The sequence below is a fragment of the Paenibacillus sp. Z3-2 genome (genome assembly GCF_054161325.1).
In genome coordinates, this window is sequence record NZ_CP096397.1 from 4,686,035 (window position 1) to 4,704,192 (window position 18,158).

17 protein-coding genes, 1 pseudogene and 1 other annotated feature are annotated in these 18,158 nt (G+C 47.7%); of the genes and pseudogenes, 2 read left to right on the forward strand and 16 right to left on the reverse strand.

All coding sequences use genetic code 11. From position 1 onward, the window contains the following. Positions 1–17: 17 nt before the first annotated feature. The 4 genes from M1D71_RS20940 to M1D71_RS20955 all read right to left on the reverse strand — a co-directional run bounded on the left by M1D71_RS20940 (position 18) and on the right by M1D71_RS20955 (position 3,139). Entirely contained in the window at positions 18–854 is an 837-nt protein-coding gene (locus tag M1D71_RS20940) for a metallophosphoesterase family protein (protein WP_458123490.1), read from the reverse strand. A 39-nt stretch (positions 855–893) separates the two neighbouring features. Beyond that, positions 894–1,727 (reverse strand): HAD-IIA family hydrolase, encoded by an 834-nt coding sequence (locus tag M1D71_RS20945; protein WP_458123491.1) that lies wholly within the window; start codon positions 1,725–1,727, stop codon positions 894–896. 18 nt (positions 1,728–1,745) lie between these two features. After that, positions 1,746–2,459 carry a glycerophosphodiester phosphodiesterase gene (locus M1D71_RS20950; RefSeq protein ID WP_458123492.1) on the reverse strand — a complete coding sequence of 238 codons (714 nt, stop codon included), beginning with the start codon at positions 2,457–2,459 and terminating at the stop codon, positions 1,746–1,748. Between the two features lie 140 nt (positions 2,460–2,599). After that, a complete protein-coding gene (locus M1D71_RS20955; protein WP_458123493.1) occupies positions 2,600–3,139 on the reverse strand; it encodes a glycerol-3-phosphate responsive antiterminator in 540 nt (179 codons plus the stop codon). Between the two features lie 164 nt (positions 3,140–3,303). Here M1D71_RS20955 and M1D71_RS20960 point away from each other — a divergent pair, with 164 nt between their 5' ends. Then, entirely contained in the window at positions 3,304–3,792 is a 489-nt protein-coding gene (locus M1D71_RS20960; protein WP_145323335.1) for a pyridoxamine 5'-phosphate oxidase family protein, read from the forward strand. A 136-nt stretch (positions 3,793–3,928) separates the two neighbouring features. On the opposite strand, the gene M1D71_RS20965 is transcribed toward M1D71_RS20960, so the two are convergent. The 3 genes from M1D71_RS20965 to M1D71_RS20975 all read right to left on the reverse strand — a co-directional run bounded on the left by M1D71_RS20965 (position 3,929) and on the right by M1D71_RS20975 (position 8,101). Continuing rightward, a complete protein-coding gene (locus M1D71_RS20965) occupies positions 3,929–6,805 on the reverse strand; it encodes a ComEC/Rec2 family competence protein (protein WP_458123494.1) in 2,877 nt (958 codons plus the stop codon). A gap of 102 nt (positions 6,806–6,907) precedes the next feature. Next, entirely contained in the window at positions 6,908–7,426 is a 519-nt protein-coding gene (locus M1D71_RS20970) for a deoxycytidylate deaminase (RefSeq protein ID WP_145323337.1), read from the reverse strand. Between the two features lie 39 nt (positions 7,427–7,465). Then, positions 7,466–8,101, reverse strand: a complete 636-nt coding sequence (locus M1D71_RS20975; protein ID WP_458123495.1) for a ComEA family DNA-binding protein — start codon at positions 8,099–8,101, stop codon at positions 7,466–7,468. 188 nt (positions 8,102–8,289) lie between these two features. On the opposite strand from M1D71_RS20975, the gene comER reads away from it, so the two are divergent. Beyond that, positions 8,290–9,135 carry a late competence protein ComER gene (gene comER, locus M1D71_RS20980; RefSeq protein WP_458123496.1) on the forward strand — a complete coding sequence of 282 codons (846 nt, stop codon included), beginning with the start codon at positions 8,290–8,292 and terminating at the stop codon, positions 9,133–9,135. On the opposite strand, the pseudogene leuS reads toward comER, so the two are convergent. The 9 genes and pseudogenes from leuS to aroE form a co-directional block, all read right to left on the reverse strand. Further along, a pseudogene (leuS, locus tag M1D71_RS20985) lies at positions 9,116–11,561 on the reverse strand (leucine--tRNA ligase). The gene comER and the pseudogene leuS sit on opposite strands and share 20 nt — an antisense overlap. 74 nt (positions 11,562–11,635) lie before the next feature. Beyond that, positions 11,636–11,904, reverse strand: a binding site (T-box leader). A 111-nt stretch (positions 11,905–12,015) separates the two neighbouring features. Further along, positions 12,016–12,972 (reverse strand): phosphotransferase family protein, encoded by a 957-nt coding sequence (locus M1D71_RS20990; RefSeq protein ID WP_458123497.1) that lies wholly within the window; start codon positions 12,970–12,972, stop codon positions 12,016–12,018. A 218-nt stretch (positions 12,973–13,190) separates the two neighbouring features. Continuing rightward, a complete protein-coding gene (locus M1D71_RS20995) occupies positions 13,191–13,961 on the reverse strand; it encodes a class I SAM-dependent DNA methyltransferase (RefSeq protein WP_458123498.1) in 771 nt (256 codons plus the stop codon). A gap of 322 nt (positions 13,962–14,283) precedes the next feature. Beyond that, the gene (locus M1D71_RS21000; protein ID WP_458123499.1) at positions 14,284–15,189 is read right to left on the reverse strand and encodes a CvfB family protein; all 906 of its coding nucleotides are present in this window, start codon (positions 15,187–15,189) and stop codon (positions 14,284–14,286) included. Then, positions 15,186–15,533: a ribosome silencing factor gene (rsfS, locus tag M1D71_RS21005; RefSeq protein WP_458123500.1), complete on the reverse strand. Its 348-nt coding sequence runs from the start codon at positions 15,531–15,533 to the stop codon at positions 15,186–15,188. Before rsfS ends, M1D71_RS21000 begins: the two co-directional genes overlap by 4 nt. Positions 15,534–15,733: 200 nt before the next feature. After that, positions 15,734–16,300 carry a bis(5'-nucleosyl)-tetraphosphatase (symmetrical) YqeK gene (gene yqeK / locus M1D71_RS21010; protein WP_458123501.1) on the reverse strand — a complete coding sequence of 189 codons (567 nt, stop codon included), beginning with the start codon at positions 16,298–16,300 and terminating at the stop codon, positions 15,734–15,736. Next, positions 16,284–16,874 carry a nicotinate-nucleotide adenylyltransferase gene (locus M1D71_RS21015; protein ID WP_074095918.1) on the reverse strand — a complete coding sequence of 197 codons (591 nt, stop codon included), beginning with the start codon at positions 16,872–16,874 and terminating at the stop codon, positions 16,284–16,286. Before M1D71_RS21015 ends, yqeK begins: the two co-directional genes overlap by 17 nt. A 15-nt stretch (positions 16,875–16,889) precedes the next feature. Continuing rightward, on the reverse strand, positions 16,890–17,183 hold the full coding sequence (gene yhbY, locus M1D71_RS21020; RefSeq protein WP_063567269.1) for a ribosome assembly RNA-binding protein YhbY: 294 nt from the start codon (positions 17,181–17,183) through the stop codon (positions 16,890–16,892). A gap of 81 nt (positions 17,184–17,264) precedes the next feature. Then, complete coding sequence (gene aroE / locus M1D71_RS21025; protein WP_458123502.1) at positions 17,265–18,134, reverse strand: shikimate dehydrogenase; 870 nt, start codon at positions 18,132–18,134, stop codon at positions 17,265–17,267. Positions 18,135–18,158 lie beyond the last annotated feature (24 nt).

Here is an 18,158-nt window from a genome sequence, read left to right on the forward strand (position 1 = left end):
CCCTCCTTCTCTTTACATTACTGAGCGGCCGATGCTAATTGAATGGATAAGACAAGGTCGCTTTCTTCTCCCAATGCATCAGCGACAGGTCCAAAGCCCGGCATATCACTACAAAAGCTCTGAATATCGTCGATGAGACCGGCACCCTGTATAAGCCGGTGAGTTATCGCTACTTTTCCCTCGTGAACTTCAATAACGCGGTAGGCGGGTACATCGAGACAAGCTGCGGTCTGTACGTAATGCCATTTTCCTTGCTTAACGATGGAGTTTATGTGATTATGCCCGCAAAAATAGATGCCTCCTTCTGGCTGACTATTGAATATGCTCTTCAGTTCATCCTGCGGACGGACATACAGCTTATCGAGCGTCGAACGCGCAGTTGTATCGAATACCGGATGATGCCCGAAGAGGAGTACTTGCTTCTTATGCGAATCGGCAAGCTGGTCTTTGAGCCATGCCAGTTGCTCTCCGTCCAGTTCTCCTCCCCAATCTTCACGGTTCATTTCCTGGGTAGTATCCAAAAAAAACAGCTTGGCATGAGGCGTGTCAATCGTTCGATAGCGATCCTGACCTGTTAGCGTGGAAATTTCATGCTTTGGTATCGAATAGGTATCATGATTGCCCAGCACATGAATAAAGTTCCGTTCACTTCTTGCAAGAATGGAGTAAATCGATCGAAGTTCCTGAGCCGTTCCTTCATGCGTTAAATCGCCAATAGAGATATGAAAATCCGCCTCTTCCTTCAGAAAAGCCTCGAGCATATGCTCGTATGCCCGGACTCTCGCAGCCTTCATTTCCTCGGTCCCGTGACTCATACTTGAATAGTGAAAATCACCTAGTAACGCTAGACGCATTAAACGCCACCTCCATCTTTATTTTGGACACCTTGCTGCTCAAGCTCTCTCCACCTGCAACACATCTGAAGGCTTTAAATGGTCATCCTGCTCCATGATGCATTCGTTGAAGGAAGGCCATATATAATCCGGAATGATACCGGTCTTTCCGATATCCTCTCTTGAGGAGATACCCGTAAGCACGAGCGCAGTCTTCATTCCATTCTGCTGTCCAAATAAAATATCCGTTTCCAGCCGATCACCTATCATGAGGCATCTGCTGCTATCCACATCCAAAAGCTCGAGCGCCTTCTCTGCATAATAGCGGGAAGGCTTGCCAATCACGACCGATGCTTTCTGCTGGCTAGCTGCCTCGATCGAGCTTAGAATGGCTCCAGTGTCCGGAATGATATCTCCTGGCACGGGACAGCAGTTGTCCGGATTCGTTGCGAGCAGAACCGCCCCATGACGAACTGCTTTTGCCGCTAAATGAAGCTTATCGTAATGAAACTGCCGATCCATGCCAACTAACACATGCGTTGATCGATACGGATCTTCGGTAATGGCTATCCCGATTGCACGAAGTTCTCTCTGCAAAGCCTCCTCACCGACGACCAGCACCTTGGCGTCCGGGGCATGCTCTGTAAAATACATTCCTGACACGTATCCTGCGGTCAGAATTTCATCAAGCTGGCACGAAACACCCAAATTCAGCAGCCGCTTGTAGCAATCCTCCCTGGTATGAATGGGAGTATTCGTAAGGAACAAGAGACGCTTGCCTCGTGATCGCAAGCCACTAATTAAGTTGTTTACGCCAGGGAGCATCATCTGGCCGACATAAATCGTCCCGTCTAAATCGAAGCAATACGCATCGTAAGCATACAAATCCTCCATGACCTTAACCCTGCCCACTCACACTGAGCTGGACAACTCCAATACATTCATGAAGCATTCGAGCTCATCTGTACAGACCCATACGGACGGATATTCCTGAAATTTCTCCATTATGGAAGTCTCATTTATTGTCCAAGCCATCAGTTGAATTCCTAGCTCTTGACATCGATGAATGTAATCTTCGGTCACGAAGGCATGGTGCATGGACAAGAATGTCGCCCCCATCTCTAACGACCAGTCAAGAATAGCCTTCGAACACCCAAAAGTGATAAGACCGATGCGTACATCGCTAGATAATTGCCTGATCTTCTCCAAGGCATCAAAATCAAATGACGTAATGACTACCTGATTCAGCAGGTTGAATTCTTTGATAACTTCAAGTACCTTTTCCTCCAGCTGAGGGTAATAGTTACCCATCTGCTTAAGCTCAATGTTAAGCCCAATCTTACCCTTTAAAGCACGCAGCACCTCTTCAAGGGTTGGAATATGCTCATCTTGCTTTATTTTAAAAGATTGCAGCTCCGAAGCTGTATAATCGGCTACCCTGCCCGTCCCATTTGTCATGCGGTCAAGCGTATGATCATGAATGACAACCGGGATTCCATCCTTGCTGAGATGTACATCCAGTTCAAGATGTGTGAACCCAAGCTCCACCGCTTTTAAAAAGGAAGACATCGTATTTTCAGGATATTTCTTTGGGTAGCCGCGATGAGCAACTGCTTGAATGGTCATGCTAAAGTTACCTCCCGTTGTATTTTATGGACAACACAAAAAACCCAGCAGCAAATCACCCTCCTTCAACATCAAGGTTCTATCGATTTACTTACCACCGGGTTTTCTCGTCGTCTCCACCCAAGGATAAATGTATGAAATTAAGTCCAGAATTTCTCATGGCCTATCGAAACAAAATCTGCCCCGCTCTTTAATGCTTCCTGAATTTCTTCCTCATGCCGGATAAGTCCTCCAACAATCAACGGCTGCGTAATGCGTTCTTTCAGCTCTTGGATCACTCGGGGCATAAGTCCCGGCATCAGTTCAACCTCATCAGGCTTGTAGCTCTTAATCATCCGAACTGCAGTCTCAATTGCAGCTGAATCAATGGCAAATATGCGCTGAATGCTTAATATGCCTGCTTGCTTTGCCGCTGAAACCGCATTGCTCTTCGTCGTCACGATCCCATCGACTTTAAACACATCAGCAAGATATTGAATGGCGGAGGCATCTCGTCCAATCCCGGAGACCATCTCGGTATGCACGTAAGCCTGTTTGCCGCCTTGATGCAGACTGTCTATGATTGAACCAAGATTGGTGATGTTGCCTGTCATCAGAATAACTCTCTTCACATCGCTTGCTATAGCTTGAGAAATTTGCTCGTCTACCGTAATGGAGGCGATGATGGGATAATTCTTCATGATTTAGTCCTCATTCCCTCGTTTGTCATCTTAAATGATAAAGCTTTAATATTCGTTTGGTATCACCGCCATGTAAACGGGGTATTAACTTAAGCCCTGAGGTTTGGCGAAGCCTAGCGAGGGAAATAGTGATAATACTACACATCGAAAGGATGAATCACACGATGAATCCAACTTCAGATCACCAAGAAGCAATCGAGAAAATTCAGGAATTGATCAAAGACATCGACGTTGCGATGCTTACAACGGTATCAGAAGAAGGGCTAGTTTCACGCCCAATGAAAACCCAGGATGTCGAGTTCGACAGCAACCTGTGGTTCCTGACCAAGAAAGATACGAGCAAATTTCATGAACTGCTTCACAACCAGCAAGTTAACATCGCATATGCGGGTAAATCTTTCGTCTCCATCCGTGGCGAAGCCGAACTCGTGGAAAGCTCTGAGAAGATAAAGGAATTTTGGAGCCCGGTCTACGAGAACGTACTAGAAACCACGTATGATGATCCGAACCTCGTTCTCATCAAGGTCAAAGCCGAAACTGCCGAGTATTGGGATACCGGCAACAAGTTCAAGATGGCCAAGTTCTTGTTCCGTCGACTACTGGGCAAAAATACTGAAGGAACAGATATCAATCAGATCGTCGAATTCAATTAGATACGGTAAAGAAATTTCCTAAAGAAGAAGTGCCCATCATGCTATAGGTGATGGGCACTTTGAATTCGATCTTATACAGGATATCAATCCATAATAGTCAAAGGCATTCAGAAAAACGATTTAGGCCAGCCAAAACTCATCCCTCCTCCTTGTCAACCAACTTGTACCGAATATCAATCTTCCCATCTCTCACTCTCATCTGGACCTCACCCATCTGATCTGTTCGATAGATTTCTGACCCGGTAGCTTCCAGACGTTCCATCACTCCTGGGTTGGGATGCCCATATGTGTTGTTAACACCCGCAGATATGACCGCGGTTTTGGCTTTCCAGTATTGGAGCCAGGCTTCGGTTGATGATGTTTTACTACCATGATGTGCGACCTTTAACACGTCAATAGAGACAGATGCTGATGAAACATTATTTGAATTAACCTGCAACGGGCGTGTAAGTACCCTTTGTACAACGCCCTCTGTAACTCCAAGATCTGCACCTCTCTGTTCAAACGCTTCAGCGAGCGAGCCATCTTGAATCGTATAGAGCAGGTCCTGTTCGGCCGCTGCATCCATATCCCCAGTGAACAACATGGATGTCCCAGCCATGTCCAGCAAAAAGACAACGGAATCATGATTCTGATGTTCAGACACAGGCAAACTGCCAGATGCTTCTGCTACCATGTGTTCCAGGTCTGGAGCTATAAAATGTAAAACCGTCTCCTTGTCAGCCTTATAAGACATGCCCTGCTGGATGGCGTAAAGTGGAATCTTCCGTTCCATGGCTGTGTTCAGTAATTTATCAAAGTTTTCCTTACCACTGGTTGTGCCATTAAACATGAATCGTTTAACCGGAATCTGTTCCAGCACAGCCTGTAGTCCTCCAGCATGATCCTGGTCAGCATGCGTTACAATTACAGCGTCCAGTTGATGGATGCCTCTCTTTTTCAATAGAGGAACAACGACCTTAGCTCCCACTTCATAGGGATCACGCCTTGTTTTCCATGATTGTTCGGTGTTCCCAAAGCTCACCGTGCCTCCGCCATCCACCAAAATATGTTTGCCTTCTGGCGTTGTAATCAACGTGCTGTCTCCCTGACCAATGTCCAAGAATTGCACAATGCCGGTTCCAGCAGGCTTCGGAGTCTGGTATGCCCACCACAATCCAGCAACAAAGCTGATCGCGAGCAAACCGCACATCCATCGTTGAACTTTACTCATACGTTGATGCGCATAGTAACCTGCACCTCGTGCAGAAAATGCACTTGTATACTCCGGCCATGCGATACTGGCTCCTAAAGTTGTTAATGAAGTTTCTTTTCCATCTAGACGGTTCTTACCTTGATCCTGTGCCACGGTAGACATCGAAGAGCGAATGCCCACATTCCCCATTGCAACAGAAGGCTGTCGCATGACAAGAGGAGCCGTATCCTCCTCAGCAACCACCGTTTCTTGCTGTGTACCGTTGCCCTGATGAATTAGATACAAAAGAGCATACAACACGGCGTAATATGCAGCAATCCACAACAGGGAAGGCGTAGCCCAGATCAGTACAAAACCCGGCAGGCTGTTCATCCACTCTACGCTTGTAAATGTCAGCTGATTCAGTTGAATTGCAATCCATGCAAGGGGGTTCGCCAAGGGAACCCATATGAAAGACAACAGCATGGCGACCGTCCCCAGAGGTAATACAATGGTACTAATCAAAGAAACAAGCAGAAAGTTAGCCACAAATGAGAGCAATGAGAACTGATTGAAATACAGGATGGTTACCGGAAACGAAATCAGTTGAGCTGTCACCGCAACGGATGCTGTTGCAGCCAGAGATTTCGGCCAACTGCTGAACAGTCGGTTAATCAAAGGCATATAGATCATCAAACCTGCGGTTACGAGAAAAGATAATTGAAAGCTTACGCTTAGCAAAAAGTACGGATCCCACCACATCATCAGTAGCGCAGCTGCACTAATCATCTGAAGGCCATCTCTGGCGAGATCACGACGTGCCATATACAACCCAATCATGGACATAATCCCTGCCCGAATCACTGAAGGTGAACCACCGGACAACAAAACATAAGCTGGTACCAGTATAAGAACAACCGTGAGTGCCGTCTCTCTGGTAAGCCTTAGCCAGGATAGAATAAGGAGAAGAGTAGCTACATATACAGCGACATGAGTTCCGGAGATTGCCAGGATATGCGTTAGACCCAGTTGTGAAAACTGACCATAGGTACCTGGATCGATATCATTAGCCATTCCGATAATCAGACCCTTCATATACCCTGCATGAGGCTCGAGGAATAACCGTTCGACCGCTGAACCCAACTTATGCCTCGTCCAATCCGTCCACCGTAGTACGTTAAATTGTCCAACCCCTTCAGGGGGAGCTGCTGTTACTGAACTGGCTCCCTTCACTTTGAACAACCAGTGGATGTGCAGGGTTCGCAAATAGCTGCGATAATCAAACCCGCCAAAGTTCCTGGCTTCACCAGGAAGGGCAAAAGAACCATTAAGCGTGATTGAATCGCCCCTCTTCCAACCTGCCGCTACCTGCTGTTCTTCTTCCTCCGCCAATCTGACTTGCACCATCAATTGTTCATCTATTTTGAATCCAGATAATGTTGCCAGATCTGCATCTGTTGATGAATTCGATAATGGTAATATTGAAGACATCTGTATCTTAAAGTCAGCCCGGTCTCCATCAATGCGTACATCTGACACTAGCTCACCCTGAATTTCGGCTGACCATCCGTCCAGCGCATCAGCAGCGATATGCATGGTCTCCGGCAGACTGCTGTGATTGCGTGCGTCATTCCACTCCCAATGTGCAGCACCCCCAATAAAGGCAGCAAGTATGAATAAAACAGACCATCCACGCACATCCAGAAAACGAAGTAGAAGTGGCAGACATGCCAGTGCTCCAATGAACCCCCAGGTCAAAGCCCAGCCTGTTAATGCGCATGCCATCCCGCTCCCGCATAACCAGCAAATCGTAAAACTTAGTAACGGTCTGCCTTTCATTCCTTCTCCTCCTTCACTTCACCCATTGAACGCAGAAAAACCCCCGGAAAGCCGATTCAGGCTTGCCGGAGGTTCTCCCTCGCATATTAGACCATATTCGTATTAGTTGCTCACGGTCATCATCGTTTCCCGCGGAGGCTGGTAATTCTCCAACCTGCGAAACGTTATCCCCTTCTGTTGCATCATATTCGTAACCTTGCCGGTATCTTTTGGATAAGAGCGATGAAATACGATTTCTGTAATCCCGCTATTCGCCAGCATATTGGCACATGTCCAGCAAGGTTCGTCGGTCACATACACAGACGAGCCTTCGCGGTCAATTCGGTCTGTGAATAAAAGCAAATTTTGCTCCGCGTGGATTGTGCGAATGCAGCGTTGCTTTTTGACCATTTCTTCTTGCCCATCGGTCACGACTAACTCATATTCTTCCGATATCATGCAACCTGCTTCAGAACAATCCGGGACGCCCGTGGGTGCGCCATTATAGGCTGTTCCCAGCAGTTTCTTCCCCTGAACAAGCACGGCACCCACATGACGACGCGAACAGCGGGAACGGGTTGAGACCATATATGCGATGTCCATAAAATACGTGTCCCAGTCCTTGCGTACCTCTGTACTCATGCTGCTTTCCTCCCGCTCAATACAATTTTTATTCTAATATTACCGGATCTGCACATATGGTGCCATCTTCTCCAGCATCTTCATGCCGATTCCTTTGACCTTCGTCAAATCACTCACTTTCGCAAAAGGACCATGTGCATTCCGATAGTCCACTATGGCCTGAGCTTTCTTCTCCCCGATTCCGGGAAGCTCTGTAAGCTTGGAGACAGGTGCAGTATTCACATCAATCTTGTCATTGTCTCCAGGTTCCTCACGAATTACAGTTGGATTACTGTTTGAAGCCGTCTCGGAGGTAACTGAAGGATTCGAATTCGTACTTGGTACAATCGGTTCAGTCAAACCAGAGGCATCCATTGCATTATCATTCGTCTGGTTTGTAGTTTGAAATACAGAATCACCTTCAACTCCTACGTTCGAAAGCTCTTTAGATTCTCCTGCCTGTGCATCCTTCCCAGTCTGCATCCCACTTGCATCCGTTCCCGAAGATGCTCCAGTATTACCCTCAACCGAAGTAGCCGACTGAACAGCAGGGAGTTCCTGCTCTATCGTCGGCTTCTCGGTGCCGAGCTGCAAGGGTTCCCAGCCACTAGGTGGTTGTTCACTTTTGCCCGACCATAATATGAGTATACTTCCAACCACCGCTGCAGCAATGGTCATTCCTTTATTCCATCTCATTCTTCCACACCTCTCTCCCTGAATTCAAAATCATTCATTTCGAACACGGGCGGTGCTTCCGAACCGTTGAACTTTCCTGATGAAACAAGTTGTGCATTTTTCATGTCATGTGAAACAGGTCCTCACGCATAGATATAGAGGGAATGAACTGCGCCAGTACCGTAAAGCATGAAAGGAGGCCTGAAACAATGAAGGTTGGATTTATCGGAACCGGCAGCATGGGCAGCCTGCTGATCTATGCCCTGATCCAATCGGGTGCACTCGAGCCCCGGCAGATCGCCGCAAGCAATCGAACCCCGTCCAAAGTACGTCAGTTATCCCTCCGTTACCCTGGTCTGCATGAATCCCAGAGTAATCGGGAAACGGTGATCCGAAGCAATATCATCTTCCTGTGCGTGAAGCCGCTTGAATTCAAACATGTCATTGAAGACATCCTGCCTGTCGTGAATCCCAATCATATAGTTGTCTCGATCACCAGTCCCGTGCAGCTGCGCCATCTGGAATCTTCACTTCCTTGCAAAGTCTCCAAGGTTATTCCCAGCGTCACACACCAGGTCGGCAGCGGAGCGTCCCTGTGCATACACGGTGAACGAATGACCAGTGAAGACCGCGCTGTGTTAGAAAGTCTGCTCAGTCATATAGGCAGGCCGTACCAAGTGGATGAAGCCTGTACACGAATTACATCCGACTTCTCCAGCTGCGGGCCTGCATTCATATCATTCTTCTTGGAACAGTGGATCGAAAGTGCAGTGAAGCTGACAGACATCAAAAGGGCAGATGCCTGTGCTCTGGCTGGCGAAATGCTCCTGGGAACAGGCAAGCTGCTCACCGAAGGAGGTTACACTCCGCAAGAACTTCAGGCTCGTGTCGCTGTACCTGGCGGTATAACCGCTCAGGCACTTGCACTGCTGAAGGTTAGCCTCGACGGCGTTTTCGACAGCCTGATCCACACAACGCATGACAAGTATGATGAAGATTTGTTAAAGCTGGATGAACTATTCCGAGCCGGTGAGATTAACCGGCAACAATATTAACGAGTTTGCCTGGAACGGCAATGACCTTGCGAATGGTCTTGCCTTCCAGCGCCTGCTTAACAGGTGCCAGCTCCATCGTAAAGTCCTGCATACCCTGTGCATCCAGATCCTTCGCGATTGTAGCACGTGTTACGATTTTACCGTTTACCTGAACAACGATTTCTACTTCCGCATCCACGGTCATGGACTCATCATATTCAGGCCAAGCCACGTAAGAGATTCCACCTTCATGACCCAAACGGCTCCACAGTTCCTCTGCCATATGCGGTGCCAGTGGTGACAACAGCTGCACAAAGTTCTCCATCGCTTCACGAGGCAGTGTATCGGCTTTGTATGCATCGTTGATGAAGATCATCAGCTGGCTGATGGATGTGTTGAAACGCAGATGCTCCAGATCTTCCGTAACTTTTTTGATCGTTTTGTGAGCCGTCCGCTTGAACTCGTCTGTTCCACCGTCCACCGTAATCTTGTCATTGATGGCTCCTGTGTCTTCATTGATGAAGAGACGCCATACACGTGACAGGAAGCGGTGCATGCCTTCAACCCCGTTAGCATTCCACGGTTTTGTTGCTTCCAATGGTCCCATGAACATTTCATACAGACGCAAAGTATCTGCACCGAATTCATTAACGATTTCATCCGGGTTAATGACATTGCCACGGGATTTACTCATTTTCTCATTATTCGTACCCAGGATCATACCTTGGTTCACGAGTTTATGGAAAGGCTCTTTGGTATCTACAACACCCAGATCATACAGCACTTTGTGCCAGAAACGAGCGTACAGCAAGTGAAGCACGGCGTGCTCTGCTCCGCCAATGTACAGATCAACTGGCAGCCACTGTTGCTGCTTCTCCTTGGAGATCAGTTCCTTGTCATTGTGCGGATCGATAAAGCGCAGGTAATACCAGCAGCTACCCGCCCATTGTGGCATAGTGTTGGTCTCACGACGTGCCTTCATTCCCGTTTCCGGATCTACCGTATTCACCCACTCCGTAACATTCGCCAGTGGTGATTCTCCAGTACCCGAAGGTTTGATCTGGTCGATATCAGGCAGCAGCAGTGGAAGTTGATCCTCCGGTACGGTCTTCATGGTTCCGTCTTCCAGATGCAGAATTGGGATTGGCTCACCCCAGTAACGCTGACGGCTGAACAGCCAATCGCGCAGACGATAGGTTACTTTGCCTTGTCCTTTGCCGTTCTCTTCCAGCCAAGCAATCATCTTGGCAACCGCTTCTTCATTGTTCAGTCCGTTCAGGAAGTCAGAATTCACATGCGCGCCATCGCCCGAATAGGCCTCTTGTGTAACGTCTCCACCTTGAATAACCTCGATGATATCCAGACCGAACTGCTTGGCAAATTCCCAGTCACGTGCATCATGACCCGGAACGGCCATAACTGCACCTGTACCGTAACCAGCAAGGACATAATCGGCAATCCAGATTGGCAGTTTTGCACCATTAACCGGGTTAATGGCATAGGTTCCTGTGAATACACCCGTTTTATCTTTGGCCAAGTCGGTACGTTCCAGATCACTCTTACGTGCAGCTTGCTCCTGATAAGCCTGAATGGCTTCACGTTGTTCATCGGTCGTAATTGCTTCTACCAGTTCATGTTCCGGAGCAAGAACTGCGAAGCTCGCACCGAACAATGTGTCTGCACGGGTTGTGAACACCTTGATGACTTCTTCGTGACCTTCAATGGCAAAAACCACTTCTGCACCTGTCGATTTACCGATCCAGTTGCGCTGCATATCCTTGATGCTTTCAGACCAATCCAGCTCTTCCAGGTCTTCCAACAGACGCTCCGCATACTCGGTAATTCTCAGGACCCACTGGCGCATCGGTTTGCGTACAACCGGATGTCCACCACGTTCGCTCTTGCCATCAATAACCTCTTCATTAGCCAGTACCGTTCCAAGTGCTTCACACCAGTTAACTGCCACTTCATCCACATAAGCGAGGCCTTTATTGTACAGCTGGATAAAGATCCATTGTGTCCATTTATAGTATTCAGGGTCCGTTGTGCTGATCTCACGATTCCCAGTCGTAGGAGAACCCGAGCGATTTGATCTGACGACGGAAATTATCAATATTGCGGAATGTAATATGCCGTGGATGTTCACCTGTATCCAGTGCATGCTGCTCAGCAGGCAGTCCGAAAGCGTCCCAACCCATTGGGTGCAATACATTGTAACCGCGCATACGCTTGTAACGTGAAACGATATCCGTTGCCGTGTATCCTTCCGGGTGGCCTACGTGCAGACCTGAACCGGATGGATAAGGGAACATATCCAGTGCATAAAATTTCGGTTTAGCAGGGTCCTCACCCGTTTTAAACGTTTTATTTTCATCCCAGTATTGCTGCCAACTTTTTTCCATGACTTGTGGCTGATAGCCGTGTTTCGGCTGGTTATTCTCACTCATCTATTGTTCCTCCTTCAGGTTATTCGCATTTTAATTGCAACAAAAAAACCTCAGCATCCCGTAGCGTTTGCAGCGCTAGGGACGAGAGGTTGAATTCCCGTGGTACCACCCTAGTTAGCGGACGAACGTGCTTCGTCATCCACTCCCTTTGGACCTGTAACGGCGGTTAACCGATGCGGATTTCCATTCCTGAGCCCAAGCTTTTACAAGCAGGTTAAACAGAATGGTGTAATCACCGCATTTCTCCAAGGCGAGTTCGCAAATCACTGTCAACCGGCTTGCACCAACCGCCGGCTCTCTGTTATGTACAGGAATTACTACTGATCCTTATCATCGAAATATGTATACAATATCGGGAACATTATATAAAAAAGCAAACCCAAAGTCAATATTACACGTTATAATCACCTTTTGAGGCACACGGTTCGTACCGATCAATGACACTCGTGGCTGTTCAGGATAAACGAAAACGCTCGATGCCTTCCTCCAGATTATGAATGGCCCAATTCACATGTTCCTGATTATCATATTCGCGATAAGCGCACTCAATGCGTAATACCAGATCAAAATACAAGTCGTATAGACTTCTTCTTATCAGCTCACTTTCAGTCGTAATCGTTTGTCCGTATCCCTTCACGAATCCGGGAGTATAGTTAAAATGACTAAAGTAATGCTCCATCAAAGGGTCTGCCCACAGAGAACGTTCAAAATCAATAATAGCTGTGATACGACCTGCGTCTACCAGAACATTGCCATCCCACAGATCCCAACTGACAAGTACAGGTTCTTTTACATCGTCCAACACATCCGATTTTTCTTCAATCAAGCGTCTCAATTCAGCGTATTCAATCGAAAATGTAATACCAGCTTCTTCCCCATCGGTAAGAATGTCATCCATCAGATGGATAAATGCTTCTTTCCAAGTGGAATAACGCTGTTTTTGCTTCGAGAAATATCCGAACTTCTCGCCTTTGATCTTATTAATCCGACGGTTATAACGACCTAGCTGCTGTTCAATAGCTTCCTGCTCTTCCGGCGCGTATTGATCCTTGACCTGATTGTAGGGTGTTCCAGACATATACTCCATGATAAAATAACGCGCTGGAGCAATGGTTAACGAATCATCATAAACCAGCACTTGCGGTACGGGAACATCCTGTAATTCCGTAATGAGGCGTAATGCCTCAACCTCGGCAATCATGAGGTCCTGCTCACAGCGCATCAGATTGGTCGAAGCCGACGGGGCAATTTTGAGTACCACCCGCTGTGTATCACTTAGGGTAATGAGATATGCATGATTGGCCCAGCCATCCACCATCTCCTTATAATCCTGTATACTTGTAGAGAAATGTTGTTTGATTATGGCATTCAGCTGTTCCGGCGTGAGTCTTGTTTTATATGTACTTTCCATTACTGCACCTCACTTTGACAATTAATTCGGTTAGAAAACGCTTTCTATCCAACCATTATGGCCTCCTTCACTTTAACTGGCAATACTTTTTGTCACGCTCGTAAGTCTTCCTCGCATTTCCTTTTGCCTATTACAGAAGCTTGTTATTCATGCTCCATGGAAAATCAAACAAAAAAACTGCCCTTATGTACCATAAGGACAGCTCTCATCATTCGCTCTTACTTCACAGCAACGTAGAACAAGCGCTGTGCGCTGTCTCCGGCTTCTTCCCATTCAAAATCGGCATATACCTTTACGTCTCTGAAGCCTGCCTTGGATAACTCCAGCTTCATCCAGTCCGGATGATATGCACGCTGGACATGGACTTCTTCAAAACGCTGATACATATCTTTGCTACCATCATCCACACGCGAAAAGATACTCAGATGATGCTCAATCTCACATCGATCTTGATCCAATCCACAGGTCCAAATATACGATACGGAGCGTTCATCCAGCACAAAAGGCTGTTCCTCATCATAACGAATAAGGGTATTGGGATGATGAACATCAAACAGGAACGTTCCACCAGGTTTCAGCATCTCATATGTGCGCTCGAATGTACGAACGACATCTTCTTGTTCGAGCAGATAATTGACGCAATCACAGAAAGATATAACGGAGTCTACAGGCTCCGGAACTCGCCAATCCCGCATATCCTGCTGCACCCAACGTACACTGCCTTCGCGGTACAAGCGATGACCCTGAGGCGTGGCCTCCATCTTACTGCGCGCAACCGACAGCATATCTGCTGAGAGGTCAATGCCTGTAACTTCAAAACCGGAGTTCACGAGCGGGATCGTAATCGAGCCCGTTCCACAGCCAAGTTCAGCAACACTTTTGGGCATTCCATGATGTTCCCAGGCTGTTCTTGCAAACCTTATCCAGTCCGGATAAGGCATATCTTCCATTAATTCATCATAGACATAGGCAAATTTCCGGTAAGACATGTCAGGCACCGCACTTTCAATTTCATTTTTCAATCCTGGTCTATACAAGTTGCACTAAGGATTATTTACACTGGACACTCCAATGACAGAACAACCTTCCGATCGCTGTTATCCCCAGATTTTTTTGATTCCTTTTATAAAGGAGTAAATCCGGGGATAAAGGCGAACGCTCCGCTTCTTCAGGTTCTTTCTGTCCTCTCCGTTTCGCGTAAATGTTTAGTTCAATATATATAACAAAAGCAAAGACAGGGGCATCCGGTGTTTACCCAGCCTAACCCTGCCTTCTGCGAGTTCAATATGACATACACTTAATCCATTTCAATTACTTCGAATCATTCTGATCCGCAGGTGCAGATTCGGACAAATACGTCCAGCTTTCCTTTTGCACGATCAGTCCGTCTTTCATCAATTTGCCCAAGGCACGCTTGAAAGCAGACTTACTGATGCCAAAGCGCTGCTTGATGATATCCGGCGGAGTTGCATCCGAGTATGGCATGCCGCCCATAGGGCGTTCTTTCATGAAAGCGAGCAGCTTGTCTGCATCTTCGTTACGTCCAACTTGTTTTAGTTGAGTCATGGCCAGATTCACACGTCCGTCTTCACGTACCAGTGTCACCCGACATTTAACTTTCTCACCAAGACGCAGCATATGACTGCGTTCGGATGAATGAATCATACCAATCGCGCCAAAGCCCAGTACACCGCCCTCTACAAGTACAAAAGTACCCATCTGCAGTGCCTTGTATACCGTCGCTTCAACCCACTCGTTTAACCATGAAGTTGGAGCATGGAAAGACAGTGGTGAAAGCTCACGTTCCCCGGCCAATTTGGCACGCAGACGTCCTTGCTTGTCATGTTCCATGATTACAAAGACTTCATCCCCTACTTGAGGGCGCAGTTCTTCCAGTTCAGGCAGTTCACGAATAGGAAGCAGCAATTGCCGACCAAGTCCCATTTCCAGGAAACAGCCCAGTCGTGGGTGAACATCAGCCACAACCAGTCGTGCCATTTCGCCGAGCATAAGATAAGGCTTTTTCATCGTTACGGCCAGACGGTCTTCTGTATCAAAGAATACAAAGACCTCAAGCGTCTCGCCAATCTTAACATCCCGCGTTAACTCGGTGTAGTGAAGCAGTACATCTTCCGATCCTGTCGTCAAAAAGAAGCCAAACGGAGACACTTCACGTGAAACCGGCAAAGAGACGACTGTTCCAGCAATCAAACTCATACGGTTTCCACCACTTTGGCATCAGACCATAGACGTTCAATATTGTAGTATTCACGCTCGTCGCGGTGGAAGATATGAACAACGACATCGCCCATGTCCATCAGTACCCAACGTGCAGAATCCATACCTTCGATACCTTTGATCGTCGCTCCGGCTGCATGAGCCTGTTTGCGAATTTCAGTGGCAATGGCTTGTACCTGTGTATCGGAATTCCCGTGACAAATAACAAAATAATCAGCCACCAGGGAAATATTAATCAAATCCAATGCAACAATATTGGATGCCTTTTTGTCGTCAGCGGCAGCAACCGCCATATTCATAAGTTCTTTCGATGATACTGTCATGAACCAACCTCCATAATCTATAATTGTGTGTTCAAAAAGATCAGTTTTCAGTACCGAGAAGATGGAATAAAGCTAGAAATGGAGTAGCGGAGCGTAGGATAACTACGTGAGCAACGGACATTTCGGCTGAATTTCATATTCGATGCTGATGATGCCGCTAGGCATCCTTCGTAATCAAAAGTGGACTTTTTGAACAACCTCTATAATTGTGCAATTAAGTCATTCCGCGACAGCATGGTCAAAGGATAAATGACACGGCGCTGCGAGATCAACAAGCTGATCGTCGAGTCGAATCCGGCAATTAAACCTTCCTCCAGACTATGCTCAGCCTGTTCGCGAATGTGATCCACTCCCGGGAAATCTCGTCCCGGTTCAATGTAATCGGCAAGGCATACCACTTTGTCCAGCAGGCTCATGCCCACCCGACCCGAGGTATGCCACCGGATGGCATGAATAACTTCGGAATCTTCAACACCGTAATCACGCTCGGCTACAAAAGCACCGACTTCGGAATGCCAGAGCTGCTTGTCATGCTGCAGAAGTTCCTGGTTTAATCCATTATCACGGATGACCGCTTCCATCTCCGATACGGGCCAGTACTTCGCCACATCATGCAAAATCGCTGCCAGATCCGCTTTTACAGGATCAGCACCGTATTTTTCAGCCAACATCACTGCCGATTCCATTACACCCAGTGTATGCTTCCAGCGTTTCTCCGGCATTTGTCCGGATACGGCTTGAATCAGTTCCTCACGGCTTAGTTCCATATAAACCGCTCCTTACAATATATTGGTGCACTTCATCAGGAATCATGAAACGTACCGAATGTCCTTTGGCGAGACGTCTGCGCACGGCTGTCGATGAAATATCAACCAAGGGCATCTCGGCCAGTAGGACCCGATCCTGTAACTCGTCTGGTAAATCATCCAGATGTAACTGGAAGCCCGGCCGACCAACTCCGATAAAGGTTAAGCGTTCTGCAAGCTCTTCAATCTGCTCCCATTTGGGAAGATAGTTCACCATATCTGCCCCGATAATGAAATAGAATTCATGTTCAGGATGGCGACGCCACAGTTCCTTCATCGTATCGATGGTATAAGACACTCCGCCAAGTTCCATCTCGATGCCGAGCACCTCATATTGCTGAACACCCTTCACAGCAGCTTCCGTCATATCGAGACGTTGCTGTCCCGAAGCTCCGGCTCCGCGCTTGTGAGGTGGAACATGAGAGGGCATGAACCAGATCTCATCCAGTGCATGCGAATCCCTTGCCGCTTCAGCTGCCAGGAGGTGTCCCATGTGGATCGGATCAAACGTACCACCCATGATGCCGATCTTCACCCGCGTCACGCTCCCTTATCTAGGTAGTTCGATTTGTTTGTTATCGCGCGATTCTTTGTACAGGATGATTGTGTTACCGATGACTTGTACAAGCTCGCTTCCCGTTTCACGGGCAACTTCTTCTGCCATCTCTTTTCTGTCCTCGTCATTGTTGTTCAACACTTGCACTTTCATCAATTCGCGCTTCTCAATCGCATCTTCGATGTGACGGAACAGGTGCTCGTTTGTTCCACCTTTACCAATCTGAAATACAGGGGTCAGGTGATGTGCCTGTGACCGCAAAAAGCGCTTTTGTTTACCGTTTAACATGAATACTCCATACTCCTTATATTGAGCAGGCCCTGATTGACAGTTCAAAGACTATCCGGACCTGACCGTTCAATTATATTTTTACACTTCAAAACTTTTTAACACTGCACGTCTCATCGTCTTCACAGGAGCCGGGATGCCGAGCCAATGTTCAAAGGCTACAGCGCCCTGGTATACAAACATTCCCAGACCACCGTGCACTGTGCATCCACGTAACCGCGACTCCCGAAGCAAGCGGGTTTCCAGCGGATTGTAGATCAGATCACTCACAGCTGCGCCTTCACGAATTAGTGCAGGATCAACCGGTACGTCATCAACATGGGGATGCATTCCGGCAGCCGTAGTGTTAATCACAATATCAGCCGTAGCCAAGACCGTCGCAGCGTCTTCCATGCCACCGCCCGAGATTTCTCCCAAGCCATGGCCCCGTAAATCCGAAGCAAGTGCAATAGCCCTGTCCGCTGTACGGTTCAGAATATGGATCTGCTCAGGCTTCTCCAATGCAAGTGCGTATATAACACCTCTCGCCGCTCCACCTGCTCCCAGGACAGCAATACGTTTGCCCGCAAGCTCCGGCACAGCCTCTTCCTTCAGGGATCGGACATAGCCAATACCATCCGTATTGTACCCTGTCAGTGTTCCACCTTCATTGACGATGGTATTCACCGCACCAATCAGGCGAGCACTTTCATCGATCACATCCAGGTACTGCATCACCTGCTCTTTGTGCGGGATGGTGACATTGACACCACAATAGCCCAATGCCACAATTCCCCGAACTGCTGCTTCCAGTTGATCCGGATGAACATGCAGTGGCATATACATTCCATTCACTCCAGCAGCCTGCAGGGCCGCATTGTGCATTGCCGGTGATTTGGAATGAGCAATAGGATTACCCATAACGCCAAGCAACACGGGAAGTGAAGGGTCGAACTTTTTTTCCTCAAACATAGGTCCGCCTCCGATCCGCTCTGA

Coding starts and splice junctions, on each gene's coding strand:
- rsfS (WP_458123500.1), bottom strand. CDS start 15,533: ATGACAGTATCATCGAAAGAACTTATGAATATGGCGGTTGCTGCCGCT.
- M1D71_RS20960 (WP_145323335.1), top strand. CDS start 3,304: ATGAATCCAACTTCAGATCACCAAGAAGCAATCGAGAAAATTCAGGAA.
- M1D71_RS21000 (WP_458123499.1), bottom strand. CDS start 15,189: ATGAGTTTGATTGCTGGAACAGTCGTCTCTTTGCCGGTTTCACGTGAA.
- M1D71_RS20945 (WP_458123491.1), bottom strand. CDS start 1,727: ATGGAGGATTTGTATGCTTACGATGCGTATTGCTTCGATTTAGACGGG.
- yqeK (WP_458123501.1), bottom strand. CDS start 16,300: ATGGAACTAAGCCGTGAGGAACTGATTCAAGCCGTATCCGGACAAATG.
- M1D71_RS20950 (WP_458123492.1), bottom strand. CDS start 2,459: ATGACCATTCAAGCAGTTGCTCATCGCGGCTACCCAAAGAAATATCCT.
- M1D71_RS20965 (WP_458123494.1), bottom strand. CDS start 6,805: ATGAAAGGCAGACCGTTACTAAGTTTTACGATTTGCTGGTTATGCGGG.
- M1D71_RS20955 (WP_458123493.1), bottom strand. CDS start 3,139: ATGAAGAATTATCCCATCATCGCCTCCATTACGGTAGACGAGCAAATT.
- M1D71_RS20995 (WP_458123498.1), bottom strand. CDS start 13,961: ATGTCTTACCGGAAATTTGCCTATGTCTATGATGAATTAATGGAAGAT.
- M1D71_RS20990 (WP_458123497.1), bottom strand. CDS start 12,972: ATGGAAAGTACATATAAAACAAGACTCACGCCGGAACAGCTGAATGCC.
- M1D71_RS20940 (WP_458123490.1), bottom strand. CDS start 854: ATGCGTCTAGCGTTACTAGGTGATTTTCACTATTCAAGTATGAGTCAC.
- M1D71_RS20970 (WP_145323337.1), bottom strand. CDS start 7,426: ATGAGTACAGAGGTACGCAAGGACTGGGACACGTATTTTATGGACATC.
- comER (WP_458123496.1), top strand. CDS start 8,290: ATGAAGGTTGGATTTATCGGAACCGGCAGCATGGGCAGCCTGCTGATC.
- aroE (WP_458123502.1), bottom strand. CDS start 18,134: ATGTTTGAGGAAAAAAAGTTCGACCCTTCACTTCCCGTGTTGCTTGGC.
- M1D71_RS20975 (WP_458123495.1), bottom strand. CDS start 8,101: ATGAGATGGAATAAAGGAATGACCATTGCTGCAGCGGTGGTTGGAAGT.
- yhbY (WP_063567269.1), bottom strand. CDS start 17,183: ATGTTAAACGGTAAACAAAAGCGCTTTTTGCGGTCACAGGCACATCAC.